The organism is Pseudomonas sp. 09C 129 (genome assembly GCF_002843625.1).
Taxonomy (GTDB): domain Bacteria; phylum Pseudomonadota; class Gammaproteobacteria; order Pseudomonadales; family Pseudomonadaceae; genus Aquipseudomonas; species Aquipseudomonas chlororaphis.
This window is the reverse complement of the sequence record NZ_CP025261.1, coordinates 5,997,320-6,011,909: the sequence shown is the minus strand read 5'-3', so window position 1 is coordinate 6,011,909 and position 14,590 is coordinate 5,997,320. Positions and strand designations below refer to the sequence as shown.

At 64.0% G+C, this 14,590-nt stretch carries 13 protein-coding genes; 2 read left to right on the top strand and 11 right to left on the bottom strand.

What is annotated here, in order from left to right; translation table 11 throughout:
• The first annotated feature begins 94 nt into the window (after positions 1 to 94).
• A complete protein-coding gene (gene lpxC / locus CXQ81_RS26890) occupies positions 95 to 1,006 on the top strand; it encodes a UDP-3-O-acyl-N-acetylglucosamine deacetylase (RefSeq protein ID WP_009045509.1) in 912 nt (303 codons plus the stop codon).
• Between the two features lie 136 nt (positions 1,007 to 1,142).
• Here the strand turns inward: lpxC and CXQ81_RS26885 are convergent, their stop codons facing one another.
• From CXQ81_RS26885 to CXQ81_RS26855, 7 genes are all read right to left on the bottom strand, one after another.
• Positions 1,143 to 2,630, bottom strand: coding sequence for a sensor domain-containing diguanylate cyclase (locus CXQ81_RS26885; protein WP_101339021.1), 1,488 nt, complete (start codon positions 2,628 to 2,630; stop codon positions 1,143 to 1,145).
• Between the two features lie 150 nt (positions 2,631 to 2,780).
• On the bottom strand, positions 2,781 to 4,061 hold the full coding sequence (locus tag CXQ81_RS26880) for an OprD family porin (protein ID WP_101339483.1): 1,281 nt from the start codon (positions 4,059 to 4,061) through the stop codon (positions 2,781 to 2,783).
• A gap of 230 nt (positions 4,062 to 4,291) precedes the next feature.
• Positions 4,292 to 4,516 carry a hypothetical protein gene (locus CXQ81_RS26875; protein ID WP_053262556.1) on the bottom strand — a complete coding sequence of 75 codons (225 nt, stop codon included), beginning with the start codon at positions 4,514 to 4,516 and terminating at the stop codon, positions 4,292 to 4,294.
• Positions 4,517 to 4,740: 224 nt separating this feature from the next.
• Positions 4,741 to 6,105, bottom strand: coding sequence for a heavy metal sensor histidine kinase (locus tag CXQ81_RS26870; protein WP_101339020.1), 1,365 nt, complete (start codon positions 6,103 to 6,105; stop codon positions 4,741 to 4,743).
• Positions 6,095 to 6,772: a heavy metal response regulator transcription factor gene (locus CXQ81_RS26865; RefSeq protein ID WP_009045504.1), complete on the bottom strand. Its 678-nt coding sequence runs from the start codon at positions 6,770 to 6,772 to the stop codon at positions 6,095 to 6,097. The genes CXQ81_RS26870 and CXQ81_RS26865 overlap by 11 nt, the downstream gene beginning before the upstream one ends.
• 9 nt (positions 6,773 to 6,781) lie before the next feature.
• Positions 6,782 to 9,877, bottom strand: coding sequence for a multidrug efflux RND transporter permease subunit (locus CXQ81_RS26860; RefSeq protein WP_101339019.1), 3,096 nt, complete (start codon positions 9,875 to 9,877; stop codon positions 6,782 to 6,784).
• Positions 9,874 to 11,043 (bottom strand): efflux RND transporter periplasmic adaptor subunit, encoded by a 1,170-nt coding sequence (locus tag CXQ81_RS26855; protein WP_101339018.1) that lies wholly within the window; start codon positions 11,041 to 11,043, stop codon positions 9,874 to 9,876. Before CXQ81_RS26855 ends, CXQ81_RS26860 begins: the two co-directional genes overlap by 4 nt.
• A gap of 239 nt (positions 11,044 to 11,282) precedes the next feature.
• On the opposite strand from CXQ81_RS26855, the gene CXQ81_RS26850 reads away from it, so the two are divergent.
• Entirely contained in the window at positions 11,283 to 11,525 is a 243-nt protein-coding gene (locus tag CXQ81_RS26850) for a hypothetical protein (protein WP_007922116.1), read from the top strand.
• Positions 11,526 to 11,769: 244 nt separating this feature from the next.
• On the opposite strand, the gene CXQ81_RS26845 is transcribed toward CXQ81_RS26850, so the two are convergent.
• The 4 genes from CXQ81_RS26845 to CXQ81_RS26830 all read right to left on the bottom strand — a co-directional run bounded on the left by CXQ81_RS26845 (position 11,770) and on the right by CXQ81_RS26830 (position 14,563).
• Positions 11,770 to 12,519, bottom strand: a complete 750-nt coding sequence (locus tag CXQ81_RS26845; RefSeq protein ID WP_101339017.1) for a YkgJ family cysteine cluster protein — start codon at positions 12,517 to 12,519, stop codon at positions 11,770 to 11,772.
• A gap of 92 nt (positions 12,520 to 12,611) precedes the next feature.
• Positions 12,612 to 12,947 (bottom strand): hypothetical protein, encoded by a 336-nt coding sequence (locus CXQ81_RS26840; protein WP_101339016.1) that lies wholly within the window; start codon positions 12,945 to 12,947, stop codon positions 12,612 to 12,614.
• Between the two features lie 218 nt (positions 12,948 to 13,165).
• On the bottom strand, positions 13,166 to 13,657 hold the full coding sequence (locus tag CXQ81_RS26835; RefSeq protein ID WP_101339015.1) for an N-acetyltransferase: 492 nt from the start codon (positions 13,655 to 13,657) through the stop codon (positions 13,166 to 13,168).
• A 3-nt stretch (positions 13,658 to 13,660) separates the two neighbouring features.
• Positions 13,661 to 14,563, bottom strand: coding sequence for a chemotaxis protein CheV (locus tag CXQ81_RS26830; RefSeq protein ID WP_009045497.1), 903 nt, complete (start codon positions 14,561 to 14,563; stop codon positions 13,661 to 13,663).
• Positions 14,564 to 14,590: the final 27 nt, after the last annotated feature.

Genomic DNA, 14,590 nt, shown 5'->3' with positions numbered 1-14,590 from the left:
TTAGGGTGATTGGTGTTCAGCAAAGGTCTGGTCTGCTATTATCGCCAGCCTTTGTTGATACCAGTTCGCAATTTGCGCTGAAGCGGCCCAAGCCATGATTAAACAACGCACCCTGAAGAATATTATCCGTGCCACAGGTGTAGGCCTGCACTCCGGGGAGAAGGTTTACCTGACCCTCAAGCCTGCGCCTGTCGACACCGGCATTGTGTTTTGTCGTGCCGACCTGGACCCTGTGGTGCAGATTCCTGCTCGCGCGGAAAACGTTGGTGAAACCACTATGTCGACCACCCTGGTCAACGGTGACACCAAAGTGGACACGGTGGAGCACTTGCTCTCGGCCATGGCTGGCCTGGGCATCGATAACGCCTACGTCGAGCTCTCCGCGTCCGAAGTCCCGATCATGGATGGCAGCGCTGGACCCTTCGTATTCCTGATTCAATCTGCCGGCCTGGAAGAACAGGACGCAGCCAAGAAGTTCATCCGCATCCTTCGCGAGGTGACAGTGGAAGACGGCGACAAGCGCGCCACTTTCGTGCCTTTCGACGGTTTTAAAGTGAGCTTTGAGATCGATTTCGATCACCCGGTTTTCCGTGACCGCACCCAGAGTGCAAGCGTGGACTTTTCCAGCACTTCGTTCGTGAAGGAAGTCAGCCGCGCCCGTACCTTTGGTTTCATGAGTGATATCGAGTACCTGCGCAAGCACAACCTCGCACTCGGCGGCAGCGTGGAAAACGCCATCGTGGTCGACGCGGATGGTGTACTGAACGAGGACGGCCTTCGCTACGAAGACGAATTCGTGAAGCACAAGATCCTCGACGCAATTGGTGACCTCTACCTGCTGGGCAACAGCCTGATAGGTGAGTTCAAAGGCTTCAAGTCGGGCCATGCACTGAACAACCAGCTTCTGCGCAAGCTCATTGAGCAGAAAGACGCTTGGGAAGTCGTGACCTTCGAAGATGCCAGCACTGCACCGATCTCTTACATGCGTCCGGTTGCGGCCGTGTAAGTAACACTCTCTTTCCTTTAGTTTTTAAAGGCTGCCTTCGGGTGGCCTTTTTTTATGCCTGCAGATTGCTGCGCGGCTGATGAGGTTATCGCGGGCAGCACGGGCCCCGTAGGAGCGAGGCTTGCCCGCGATGAGGTTAACCCACCACCCGGTTTCGCCCTTCGGCCTTGGCCTGGTACAGCGCCTTGTCGGCCATCGAGCACAGCGCTTCCAGGCTGGGCTTCGGCGTGCCCGCCCAGGTGCTGAGGCCGATGCTGATGGTGATCGGCGAGGCGCCGTCCCGGATCGGCGGCAGGAGCTCGATCGCCAGGCGGATATGCTCGGCGATACGCCGGGCGCCTTCGTTATCGGTCTCCGGCAGGACCACGGCGAACTCTTCGCCGCCGTAGCGTGCGGCCAGGTCGCCGGGGCGCCGGATATTGTCACTGATCACCCGGGCCACGATGCGCAGGGCTTCATCGCCAAGCGGGTGGCCGTAGCGGTCGTTGAAGGCCTTGAAGTGATCCACGTCCAACATCAGCAGCGACAGGGCGCTGTGGGAGCGTTGCGCGCGTCCCCATTCGCGGGCCAGGGTCTGGTCCAGGCTGCGGCGGTTGTCCAAGCCGGTGAGCGCGTCAGTGGCGGCCAGTTGCGCGAGTTCCTGCTCGGCGCTCTGGCGGCGGCGCAATTCCCGGCAAAGCAGCCAGGTCAGCCACAGCAGGCCCAGGCACAGCGCACCGGTGGCGCCGCCGACCACCAGCGCGGTGCGCTGCCAGGAGGCGAAGACTTCATTGCTGGAGAGCGCCACGATCACGATCAGCGGCAGGTCTCCGACCTGGGAGAAGGTATACAGGCGCGGCTGCTGGGTGCTGGACATGCCTTTGAAGCTGCCGTTCCCCTCGCGCAGGATGCGGATGAAATTGGGCCGTTGGCTGAAGTCCTGGCCGATCAGGTTGTCCGCTCGCGGTGGTTCCTGGGCCAGCAGGATACCGTCGCTACTGATCAGGTTGACCGAGCTGTCGCGGCCGACATTCAGGCTTTTGAACAATTGGCTGAAGTAGTCCAGGCGCATGGCCGCTTCGGCCACGCCGAGGAACTCCCCGCGCTCGCCGGACACCCGGCGGCTGAAACTGATGCGCCAATCCAGCTCGGGCGGGCGGGCGCGGAACGGTCGGCTGATCAGCATGCCCGGATCAGGGTTGTTCACATGGGACTGGAAATACTCCCGGTCGGAAAAGTTGCCCTGGCGCGGTTCGACCGAGGCGGAATCGGCGAGCACGTCGCCGCGCGAGTCGAGCAGCAGGATGTTGCCCTTGTAGGGGGCCGCGGTGGCCCGGTCGAACAGCGCCATATGGCGAATGGTCGGCGATACCTGTTTCAGGTCGTCGCGTTGCGAGGCGCTGATCAGGCCACGCAGGGATACGTCGTACAGCTCGACGTTGCGCAGCACGTCGGCGTCGATCAATTGCACGATGTTGGAGGCCGCGCGGGTGGCGGCCATTTCGGCGCTGCCGCGTTCGCGAATCAGCAAGAAGGTCACGATGCTCAGGATGGAGATGACCATCAGTGAGCTTCCAAGAATCAGCATCCTTTCCGACCGGGTCAAAGTGGTCGTGTTGCGGGGTGTCGCACTACTCACACTCATGGTTCTGACTTCTGCGGTGTGTACGTTTCAGGGGTGTTTCCGGATGAAGCAAGCAGAGTTGCAGAGACCGATCGCGCCTGCGGGCGCATGTATAAATCGCAGACAAAAAAAAGGCCAGCAAAATGATGCTGGCCTTTTGCTTATTCGCGCTTAGAACACACTGAATGGGTAATCGACGATTACCCGGTATTCGTCGGTGTCATTGTCCAGCGCGCCATAACCGTTGCCGCCACGGTTGGTGGCCCACTGCAGGCGGACCGCCAGATCCTTGGCCTGGCCACCCTGTACCACGTACTTGAGGTCGAGGTCGCGTTCCCAGTGCCTGGCGTGCTCGCCGCCGGCGCTGTACCAGTTGGCGTAGCCACGGCTGTGCGGGTCGACCTTGGTCAGGTCCAGCTCGCCGCGCGAGTAGGAGAGCGCCGAAGTCAGGCCCGGCAGGCCGAGGCCGGCGAAGTCGTAGGCGTACTTGAGTTTCCACGAACGCTCGTTGGGGCCGTTGAAGTCCGAATACTGCTGGGAATTGTCCAGGTAGATGCTGTCGCCCTGGTTGATGTAGTCGAACGGGGTGTTGCCGTTCACCCGCTGATAGGCGGCGGTGAGGCTGTGATGGCCGATGCCCAGGGTGAAATGCAGGCTGTAGGTGTTGTTGTCGATGTCGCCCAGCAGCGCGTCGCCGGTGTCCTGGGTGTGATAGAAGTGCAAGCCCGGGTTCAGGGTCACCCGCTCGTTCAGCGCATAGCTGTAGTCGAGGTCGTAGTAGTACTGGTTCCAGATGTTCTTGAGTTCGGCGGCGTACAGGCTGCTGGTCAGCCCGGGCACGCCGCTCCAGGCCACGCCGGCCCAGTTCAGGTGGCGGCTTTCGTCGCCATTCGCCAGTTTGCCGTAGGCCGTGTCGATACGTCGGCGGCCGCTCTGGTTATAGGGCTTGGTGAAGCTGGCCTGGCCGCCTTCGAGCAGCCAGCCGTCGAAGCTGTGGTTGGCCAGGCTGACCCCGCGGAAGGTCTGCGGCAGCATGCGGCTCTGGCCACCGGCGATCACCGGATTGTTGAGGAACAGATCGCCGGCCTTGAGCTCGGTGTCGAAGGCGCGGATTTTCAGGGTGGTGCCAGCCGTGGAAAACGAGGTCGGCGCTTTGCCGCTGCCATCGCTGACCGGCAGGATGCTCGAGCTGTCGGTTCCGCCACCGCCATCGAGTTTCAAGCCAAGCATGGCGTTGGCATCGATGCCGAAACCGACCGTGCCCTGGGTATAACCCGACTCGAAGATTCCCAGGAAACCCTGGCCCCATTCGATATTGTCGGGAGCCTGCTGGTGGCGGTTGCGATTCATGTAGTAGTTGCGGGCGTTGAGCTTGAGGCTTGCGCCTTCGACGAAGCCTTCGGGGCTGGCCTCGTCGGCGGCCTGGACACAGGGGGCGATAGTTGCAGCCATTGCAATGAACAACGGGCTGAGAGTTGAAGTGACCTTCACCGGCAAAAAGCTCCTTGGATGAATGATGACAGTTGTTATTGTCGATTCGGGTGTTTCTTGTTCTGGGTGAAACGAATGAAACAGGTAGTTCTACATGGCAAAAAAAAGCCGCTGTTATCAGCGGCTTTAAGACAACTTACTCCAGGGTTAGAGCAGAGAAGTTGTCGAGGGAAACGAGTCGGTAGCGGGTGTCAGCTGTCCTTCTGAACGTCCGGCTGGCGTTGTTCCGCCGTGATTTCCTGCGGCTGCTTGCCGTTCTGTTGCTTGGCAGCCAGCGCTTCCTGGGCGTCCTGGAAGGCAGCGGCGCGCGCGGCGTTATGCGCGGCGAAAGTCTGCGATTCTTCGGCCATGGCCATAGGGGCCAAGAACAGGGAGGACAAAACAAAGGCGCTGGCAATACCCATACTGTTGGACATTTCTGAAGACCTTCTTGCAGAGCAAGTTCAAATTAGGTGCGACAAAAATATAACTTCAAGACGGCTGGAAAAAGCGCCGAACAGGATAAGCACTGTTACGCCAAAAGCAATAGTTGACACCGCTTCTGTAGGCGCCAGGCTTGCCGGCGATAGAGGTAATGCGATGTATCTGACATGCCGCCATCGCGAGCAATCGAGCGTCGACCACAGAGGAGAGGGAGAGGTCAGATCGGCAGGTAGAGGCCGAAGGTGTTCATGCCGTCATCGCTGCGCACGAACACGTCGCCGCCGTGCATCAGGGCGATGGCCTTGACGATCGCCAGCCCCAGGCCGTGGTTGGCGCCGCTGTTGCTGCGGGAGGCGTCGACCCGGTAGAAGCGCTCGAACAGCCGTGGCAGATGCTCGCGGGCGATGGCCTGGCCGGGGTTGCTCACGGCGATGGCCACCTGGTGTTCCTGCACATCGATCTGCACCCGGATCACCTGCCCGGGCTCGGTGTGCTGCACGGCATTGCTCAGCAGGTTGATCAGCGCCCGGCGCAGATGGGCGATCTCGATCTGCACCTGGGCATCGCCGCGCACCTCGACCTTGACCTGGGCGTCCTCGAGGATGAAGTCCAGGTAGTCCAGGGTGGTGGCCACTTCACTGGCCAGGGAGGTGCTGGTGAGCTTGGTGGCCTTGCTGCCCTGGTCGGCGCTGGCCAGGAACAGCATGTCGTTGATGATCGAACGCAGACGTTCCAACTCTTCGAGATTGGATTGCAGCACCTCGAAATAATGCTCGGCGGAGCGCCCGCGAGTCAGTGCCACCTGGGTCTGGCCGATCAGGTTGGTCAGGGGCGAGCGCAGTTCGTGGGCGACATCGGCATTGAAGGATTCCAGGCGCGAATAGGCCTGTTCCACCCGCTCCAGGGTCGAGTTGAACGAGTTGGCGAACTGCGTCAGCTCTGGCGGCAGCGACGACAGCAGCAGGCGTCCGGAAAGCCTCGGCGGGGCCAGGCGCTGGGCTTCTTCGGACAGCCCGATCAAGGGCTTCAGGCCGATGCGCGCCACCCAGTAACCCAGCGCCGAGGCCAGCAGCACGCCGATGATGGCCAGGCTGATCAAGGCAATCAGCAGCTGGTGCTGGGTCTCGTAGAAGGTCTCGGTGTCGATGGCGATCAGAAAGCGCAGCGGCGGGCGCAGCTCCTTGGCCGGCAACTGGCTGACCAGCACTTTCAGCGGATAGGGATGCCCGGGCAGGGTCAGGTCGCGCATGCCCAGCGGGCCCTGGGCGAAGCGGCGGATCTGCGGGTCGGGGTTGCCGTATTCGTAGGCGGGGTCGCTGCTGACCACCCAGAAACGGATGCGCTTGTCTTCTTCGCTGAGCAGCTTGAGCTTGTTGTTGATCTTGGCCCAGTGCTCCGGGTTGCCGAAGCGCGTCAGGGCCGACTCCAGCACGCTGTAGCGCGCGTCCAGCTCGGCCTCGGGCAGCAGGCCCAGGCCCTTGTCCACCTGTTGATAGAGCGCACCGCCGATCAGCAGGAACACCAGCAGGGCGACCAGGGTGAACAGCCCGCTCAGGCGCAGGGCAATCGAATTACGAGGCACCGCGGTTCTCCAGCACATACCCCATGCCGCGGATGGTGTGCAGCAGTTTCTGTTCGAACGGCCCGTCGAGCTTGGCCCGCAGGCGCTTGATCGCCACTTCGACGACATTGGCGTCGCTGTCGAAGTTGATGTCCCAGACCATCTCGGCGATCGCGGTTTTCGACAGGATCTCGCCCTGGCGCCGGGCGAGCACACTGAGCAGCGAGAACTCCTTGGCGGTCAGGTCCAGGCGCGTACCAGCGCGGCTGGCCTTGCGGCTGATCAGGTCGATCCACAGGTCGGCGATGCTGATCTGCACCGGTTCGTGGCCGCCGCTGCGGCGGGTCAGGGCCTGCAGGCGCGCCACCAGTTCGAGGAAGGAAAAGGGCTTGCCCAGGTAATCGTCGGCGCCATCGCGCAGGCCCTTGATGCGGTCTTCGACGCGCTCGCGGGCGGTGAGCATGATCACCGGCGTCTGCTTGCGCGCGCGCAGCGCCCGCAGCACGCCGAAGCCGTCGAGGCCGGGCAGCATCACGTCGAGCACGATCACCGCGTAGTCGCTTTCCAGCGCCAGGTGCAGGCCCTCGACGCCGTCGCGCGCGAGGTCCACGGTGTAGCCTTGTTCGGTCAGGCCGCGGTGCAGATAGTCCGCGGTTTTCTCTTCGTCTTCGATAATCAGAACGCGCATGACCCCGCCTCAGGATGTGCTTGCCAGCGCTGGCGCTGGTGTGGGCCGATGGAATAGCCGCTCGAGCCACAAGTATATGACCGGAGTGGTGAACAGCGTCAGCGCCTGGCTCACCAGCAGGCCACCGACCACGGCGATCCCCAGCGGCTGGCGCAGCTCGGCGCCGGCGCCATAGCCGAGCATCAGCGGCAAGGCGCCGAGCAAAGCGGCGAGGGTGGTCATGATGATCGGCCGGAAACGGGTGATACAGGCCTGGTAGATCGCCTCCTGCGGCGACAGCCCGCCCTGGCGCTGGGCTTCGAGGGCGAAGTCGATCATCAGGATGCCGTTTTTCTTGACGATGCCGATCAGCAGCACCAGGCCGATCAGGGCCATGATCGAGAAATCCTGGCCCAGCAGCCAGAGCATGATCAGCGCGCCAAGGCCGGCCGAGGGCAAGGTGGAAATGATCGTCAGCGGGTGGACGAAGCTCTCGTAGAGCACGCCGAGGATGATGTACACCGCCACCAGCGCCGCGAGGATCAGCCACGGCTGGCTGGCCAGGGAACTCTGGAAGGCCTGGGCCGCGCCCTGGAAATTGCCGGCGATGGAGGCGGGCATGCCGATCTGGTTTTTCGCCTGGTCGAGCATGATCACCGCGTCGCCCAGGGCCACGCCGGGGGCCAGGTTGAACGACAGGTTGGCGGCCGGGAACATGCCGTCGTGGGCGATGGATAACGGGCCGACGGTGGGCGGGTCGACCTTGGCCAGCGCCGACAGCGGCACCATCTCGCTGCTCAGGGGCGAGCGCAGGTAGAAGTAATTCAGGCTCTCGGCCTTGCCGCGCTGCCGGGCGTCCAGTTCGAGGATCACGTTGTACTGGTTGGTCTCGGTCTGGAACTCGTTGACCTGGCGCTGGCCGAAGGCGTCGTAGAGCGCTTCGTCGACATCGGTGGCGGTCAGGCCGAAACGCGCCGCGGCGCTGCGGTCGATGCTGATATGGGTGATGCTGCCGCCCAGTTGCAGGTCGTTGGACAGGTCGCGAAAGGCCGGGTTGGCCCGCAGTTTTTCCGTCAGGCGCTGGGTCCAGGTATTCAGCGTCGGCCCGTCGTTGCTCTTGAGCACGTACTGGTACTGGCTGCGGCTCGGCCCGGAGCTGAGGTTGATGTCCTGGCCGGCCCGCAGGTACAGGACGATGCCCGGGACCTTGGCCAACTGCGGGCGAATGCGGTCGATGAACTGGCTGGCGGAGACGTCCCGCTGGCCGCGGTCCTTGAGGGCGATCCAGAAGCGGCCGTTGGCGATGGTCTGGTTGTTGCCGGTGACGCCCACCGAGTGGGAGAAGGTTTCCACCGCCGGGTCGGCGCCGAGGATCTTCGCCAGGGCCAGGTGCTTTGCCACCATGTCCGGGTAGGAGATGTCGGCCGCCGCTTCGCTGGTGCCGAGCACGAAGCCGGTGTCCTGGACCGGGAAGAAACCCTTGGGAATGAAAACATAGCCGGCGATGGCCAGGCCCAGGGTCAGGCCGAACAGGCCGAGCATCAGCCGTTGATGGGCCAGGGCTCGGCTCAGCCCACGCTCGTAGAGTGCCAGCAGGCGTTCGCCGAAGCCCGGGCGATCGTGGGGATGATCAGTCGGCGCGCGCATGAACAGCGCCGCCAGGGTCGGCGCCAGGGTCAGCGACACCACCACCGAAATCAGGATGGTCGAGGTGGCGGTCAGGGCGAATTCCTTGAACAGCCGCCCGACCACGCCGCCCATGAACAGCAGGGGAATGAACGCGGCGATCAGCGAGAAGCTGATGGACACCACAGTGAAGCCGATTTCGCCGGCGCCCTTGATCGCCGCCTCGCGCATGCCATCGCCGGCTTCCAGATGGCGATGGATGTTCTCCACCACGACAATCGCGTCGTCGACCACGAAGCCCACCGAGATCACGATGGCCACCAGGGTCAGGTTGTTCAGGCTGAAACCCATCACATACATCAGCGCGAAACTGGCCACCAGCGACACCCCGAGCACGCTGGAGACGATCAGCGTCGCCGACAGCTGGCGCAGGAACAGCGCCATCACCGCCACCACCAGCAGCACCGCGATCAGCAGGGTGATTTCCACTTCATGCAAGGACGCGCGGATGGTCTTGGTGCGGTCCGAGAGCACGGTCACGTCCATCGAGGCCGGCAGCATGGCCTCCAGGCGCGGCAACTCGCCCTGGATGCGGTCCACGGTGTCGACGATGTTGGCCCCCGGCTGGCGGAAGATCACCAGGTTGAGCCCCGGCTGGTCGTTGGACCAGGCCTGCACGTAGGCGTTTTCCGGGCCGCTGATGACCCGGGCGACGTCCTTGAGCTGCACCGGCGCGCCGTTCTTGTAGGAGACGATCAACTGGCCGTAGTCCTCGGGATGGAACAGCTGGTCGTTGGTCGACAGGGTCGAGATGCTCGACTCGCCATACAGCGCGCCCTTGGCCAGGTTGAGGCTGGCCTGCTGCAGGGCGACGCGGATATCGGCCAGGGTCAGGCCGATGGCCGCCAGCCGGTCGGGCGAGGCCTGGACGCGGATCGCCGGGCGTTGCTGGCCGGTGATGTTGATCAGGCCGACACCGTCGATCTGGCTGATCTGCCGGGCCAGCAGGGTTTCCACGTAGTCGCTCAGTTCAGTGCCGGGCATCTGCGTGGAACTGATGCTGAGGATCAGCACCGGGCTGTCCGCCGGGTTGACCTTGCGCCAGGTGGGCAGGCTCGGCATGTCGTTGGGCAGCTTGCCCGAGGCGGTGTTGATCGCCGCCTGTACTTCCTGGGCGGCGGTGTCGATGCTCTTGTCGAGGGTGAATTGCAGGGTCAGGTTGGTCGAGCCCAGGGCGCTGCTGGAGGTCATCTGGGTCATGCCGGGGATGGCACTGAACTGCACCTCCAGCGGTGTGGCCACCGAGGACGCCATGGTTTCCGGGCTGGCGCCGGGCAGTTGCGCGGTGACCTGGATGGTCGGGAACTCGGCCTCCGGCAGCGGCGCTATGGGCAGCCGGGGAAAGGCGATGGCGCCCAGCAGCACCAGGGCGAAGGTCAGCAGCAGGGTGGCGACCGGATGGTCGACGCACCAGGCGGATATCGAGCCGTGGCCCTTCATGGCTGTGGCTCCGCGTTCGCCGCCTGGATCTGTTGCGACGGTTCGCTGAGCACTTCGATATGTGAGCCGGCCTTGAGCCGCGACTGGCCGTCACTGACCAGCAGGTCGCCGGCCTGCACGCCCTTGATGATGTTCTGGCCGCTGTCCTGATAGACCATCTGCACCGGGACGATTTCCACCTTGTCGTCCTTGACCCGATACACGAAGTGTTTGTCCAGGCCGCGCTGCACCACGCCGGGCGGTACCACCAGGGCGGCTTTTTCCACGGCGGTCCGGATCTTGATGGTCACCAGTTGGCCGGGCCAGAGCTTTTGCCCGGGGTTGCTGAATTCGGCCTTGGCGCGGATGGTCCCGGTGTTGGTGTCGATCTGGTTGTCGATCAGGCTCAGGTGGCCTTCGCCCAAGCGCTCGCCCGTGTCGGAGTCGGTATCGGCACCCAGGTAGGCGTCCACCGAGGCCGGGTGCTCGGCGACCAGCAGCCCCTGCAGGGTCGGCAGCATCTGTTGCGGCAAGGAAAACTCGACCGCGATCGGGTCGATCTGGGTCACCGAGAACAGGCCCTGGGTATCGCTGGTGCGCAGGAAATTGCCTTCGTCGACGGTGCGGATGCCGACGCGGCCGGACACCGGCGAGCGGATCTGGGTATAGGACAGCTGCACCTGCGCCGCATCGATGGCGGCCTGGTTGCCCTGGACGCTGGCCTTGAGCTGGTTGACCAGCGCCTGCTGCTGGTCGTAGGTCTGCTTGGACACGCCATCATCCACCGACAGCAGCTTGTAACGCTTGAGGTTGACCTGGGCCACTTGCAGTTGCGCCTGGTTTTCCGCCAGTTGCGCCCGGGCCTGATCGAGGCTGGCGCGGATTGAGCGGTCGTCGATGGTTGCCAGCAGGTCGCCGGCCTTGACCAACTGGCCTTCCTTGACCAGCAGCCGGGTGAGGATGCCGTCCACCTGGGGGCGAATCACCACGTTGTGCAGCGAAAGCACCGAGCCGATGCCACTGACATGCCGCGGTACATCCTGCTGGGCGACGCTGATCACCCGCACCGGCACCGCGGTCGGCGCCGCCAGCTTGGTGCTGGGTGGCTTGAGCAGGTACCACAGGCCAGCGGCGGCGAGAACGGTGAGCACGCCTGCGAGCACAAGGGTTGTTTTTCGATTACGCATGGACGCCAGCGCCGGGGGGCAAGGGGGACGGGAGGATGGCCAGAATCGATGGCCCCTTTATAGCCGGCCGACCCGGTCAGCAACGTGACGCCTGCCTGACAGCGCTGTCAGCAAAGGCCGACCGATGACCTTTGGCCGATGACGGTCGCGGCCGCTCAACGATCCGCAACGCGGGTATACTGCCGGCCTTCGCGGCCCGCTTCCCCGGGCCCGGCCTTTGCTTTTCACCCGGAGCTTCCATGACTACCCCAGCACAACCGCCTGTGTCCGACGCGCCCAGCGCCGACCAGGTCGATGACGCCAGCGCGCCTGGCGAAGGCAAGCCGGCGATCGCGCCGTTCAAGTTTCCGTTCAAGCCGTCCGAGTTCGCCCAGGCCAAGAATGCCCAGCAACCCTGGTACAAGAACGGCGCCACCAACGGCCACACCAAGACCCCAGGCGCGGCGCCACCCGGCACCCGCCGCTCGATGGGCAAGCGCTGAGTCCAAGCTTCTGTAGCCGCTGCCGAAGGCTTGGGCCGCGTTCGGACGATCGACCGCGAAGCGGGCGCACGACCTTAAGATCGCCGAAGGCCTTCGGCCTTATCGCAGCCTGTGGCAGCGGCTACAAGTTCCGCGAATGCCGCGATATCCCAATCCGTGTAGCCGCTGCCGCAGGCTGCGTACGAGCGGCGCGCTCGCAACGATTTGACGGACACCGGAGACTCTGCGGGTCAGCGGCAGGGCTTCATGCTGCCCGCAGGGAAATGAAGGCGTAGGTGAGCGGCGCCTCGGTCACCACCTGGGCGCCGGCGTCCTGCACTTGCCCGGCAATGTCTTCACCGGATACATGGAACAGCCACTCGCCGGTCGGCGCCGCCAGCGGTTGCGCCTGGACCCGCTCGATGGCTTCGGCCAGGGCGGCCATGTCCGGCAGGTAGGCGGTAAAGCCGTCGCCCTTGAGGGCGGTGGTGTGAATGCCCAGCAGTTGGCAGATGGCTTGTTTGCTGTGGATATCGTCGCGGTCGGCCTGGCGCGAGCGCTGGATCAGTTCGGCCAGTTCCTGGTCCACCAGCTCACCGCCGACAATCAGCTGCGGGCCTTTTTCCCAGGATTCGGGCGGGCAATCCTTGACCGCCGGATTGAGCGGGATGTGCGGATTGATTTCCATCGGGTAGATGCGGCACACCAGCGGCCGGCGTTCATAGATCCGGCACAGCTGGTCTTCGTCAAGATTCCGGCAGGGGCCGACGTTGTAGGCGGCGAAGGTGATCGCCACGTGGGCCTGGGCATTGCCGCTGGGCACCACGCAGGAACGCCGTTCGGCGTGCTCACGCTGCTGGGCCGGCAGCCCCAGGCCATTGCTCAGGAAGCCTTCCACCAGCACGATCACCTGGCCGCCATCCAGCGCCCACTGGCGGGCTTCGCCGAGGGTCAGGGGAACGTGGTGATCGTTGCAGCACTTGCCGCAGCCTACGCAGGAAAAACGAGTATTCATTGAGCCGGCAGCCATAGTCGAAAGGCGGAAGCGGCGACGGAATGACTCACATCGCCCTCTAAATAGCGCTCTCGAAGCAAGTTATGCGCCAGTCACCGGCCCTTGGCCTCGAGGGCGGGACGGATCGAATCCCATTCGGTGACATGGGCGCTCTTGCGCTGTTTGTCGTACAGGCACAGTTCCACGCCAATCTGGCCCTTCATGTGTTTTTGCGGGTACTGGCCCTGAAGCAGCAACGCGCTGTAGCCGACCCGGTCGTCGAACTGCGCGGCGTTGCCCAGCACTTTGACATTCTTCAACTGGCTGGCCTTGGTGCAACTGGCCCGTACCTGCTTGTCGAAGGTCGCCCAGGCGTCCGGGCTGGAGGCCTGGGCCTGGCTGGCGAGGAGGGCGGTGAGGCAGGCGAAGCTCAGGGACAGGGCTTTCATGGCAGGGCGCTCCTTCGTTCACGAGTGTGCGCGGGAGTATGCCTGAGGCGCCGACAATGAAAATCGCTGTAGCCGCTGCCGCAGGCTCGGGCCGCGTTCGGACGATCGGCCGGAACGGCCGCGGCGATCTTGAAGTCGCTGAAGGTCCTGCGGACCTTATCGCAGCCTGCGGCAGCGGCTACAGGGATTGCAGCAGGTGCTGCGGCAGCGGCTACCGGTTACAGCGGCGTGTGGGGAACCTGCTCACGGCGGATCACCCGCATGCCGACGCTGTCGTACAGCCCGCGGGCTCGCTGGTTGTCTTCCAGCACCCGCAGGTCGACAAAGGCTTCGCGGCGCTGGCGGAAGACCTCGAAGGCCTGCAGCAGCAAGGCCCGTCCCAGGCCCTGGCGGCGGACCCGCGGATGCACCACCAGATCCTTGATATAGGCACTGGTCCAGCACTGGATCACCCCGACGACGCCCTCGGCATCCTGCGCCACCAGGCACAGTTGCGGGTCGTATTCGGCGTCGCTTTCGAAACGCTGGCGCCAGCTGTCCAGCTCCGGTACGTGCCCGCCGCCGTGCTGGTAGCCGAGGTGCATCAGGCCATGCACCGCTGCGGCCAGCTCCGGTCGATAGCTGCCGAGGCTGAAGGCGGTGGGCCAGTTGGCGGGTATCGCTTGCCCGGTCAGGTCGCGGCGCATCAGCAGGCAGTAGTCGTCGGCCACGGCTCAGGCGCTCTGGGCGGCGACGTGACGGGCCGCTTCGATCAGGCAGCGGGTCAGGTCCGGCGAGGAGAACTTGGTCAGCACCGCGTTGGCGCCGGCCAGGCGGGCCTTTTCCGCGTTCATGGCGCTGTCCAGCGAGGTATGCAGCAAGACGTAGAGGTGGGCGAAGTCCGGGGTCTCGCGCAGGGTGCGGGTCAGGGCGTAACCGTCCATCTCCGACATCTCGATGTCCGAGACGATCAGGTTGATCTCCTGGGCGGTGCCTTGCAGGTCCAGCAGGCAGTCGATGGCCTCCTTGGCGCTGCGCGCGGTGTGGCATTGCAGGCCGAGGTTACGCAGGGTATGCACCGACTGCTGCAGGGCCACCTGGCTATCGTCGACCACCAGGATCCGCGCGTTACCCAGCAGTTCGGCGTCTTGCATGCTCAGCTCGGTCGGCGCGGTTTCGATCTGCGCCGGGGCGATGCCATGGATGACTTTCTCGATGTCCAGCACCTGCACCAGGGTGCCGTCGACCTGGGTGACCCCGGTGATGTAGGACTTGACCCCGCCGGAGCCATAGGGCGGCGGGCGGATATCGGTGGTCAGGCAATGCACGATCTTGCTCACCGCCTGCACATGCAGGCCCTGCTTGGAACGGCTGACGTCGGTGACGATCAGGCAGCCGCCCTCCGGGTCTTCCAGCGGCCGTTCGCCGATGGCCCGGCTCAGGTCGATGACCGACAGCGAATTGCCGCGCAGGGTGGCGATGCCTTTCACGTGCGGGTGCGATTCCGGCAGTTTGGTCAGCGGTGGGCAGGGAATGATTTCACTGACTTTGAGCAGGTTGATCGCCATCAGCTTGCCGCTGCGCAAGGTGAACAGCAGAAGCGAAAGAGAGTCTGCGCGGGCTTTGTTGGAAGACATAAAAACCTTCTGTGGAAAAAAGGTGGT

Coding starts and splice junctions, on each gene's coding strand:
- lpxC (WP_009045509.1), top strand. CDS start 95: ATGATTAAACAACGCACCCTGAAGAATATTATCCGTGCCACAGGTGTA.
- CXQ81_RS26885 (WP_101339021.1), bottom strand. CDS start 2,630: ATGAGTGTGAGTAGTGCGACACCCCGCAACACGACCACTTTGACCCGG.
- CXQ81_RS26880 (WP_101339483.1), bottom strand. CDS start 4,061: ATGGCTGCAACTATCGCCCCCTGTGTCCAGGCCGCCGACGAGGCCAGC.
- CXQ81_RS26875 (WP_053262556.1), bottom strand. CDS start 4,516: ATGTCCAACAGTATGGGTATTGCCAGCGCCTTTGTTTTGTCCTCCCTG.
- CXQ81_RS26865 (WP_009045504.1), bottom strand. CDS start 6,772: ATGCGCGTTCTGATTATCGAAGACGAAGAGAAAACCGCGGACTATCTG.
- CXQ81_RS26860 (WP_101339019.1), bottom strand. CDS start 9,877: ATGAAGGGCCACGGCTCGATATCCGCCTGGTGCGTCGACCATCCGGTC.
- CXQ81_RS26855 (WP_101339018.1), bottom strand. CDS start 11,043: ATGCGTAATCGAAAAACAACCCTTGTGCTCGCAGGCGTGCTCACCGTT.
- CXQ81_RS26850 (WP_007922116.1), top strand. CDS start 11,283: ATGACTACCCCAGCACAACCGCCTGTGTCCGACGCGCCCAGCGCCGAC.
- CXQ81_RS26845 (WP_101339017.1), bottom strand. CDS start 12,519: ATGAATACTCGTTTTTCCTGCGTAGGCTGCGGCAAGTGCTGCAACGAT.
- CXQ81_RS26840 (WP_101339016.1), bottom strand. CDS start 12,947: ATGAAAGCCCTGTCCCTGAGCTTCGCCTGCCTCACCGCCCTCCTCGCC.
- CXQ81_RS26830 (WP_009045497.1), bottom strand. CDS start 14,563: ATGTCTTCCAACAAAGCCCGCGCAGACTCTCTTTCGCTTCTGCTGTTC.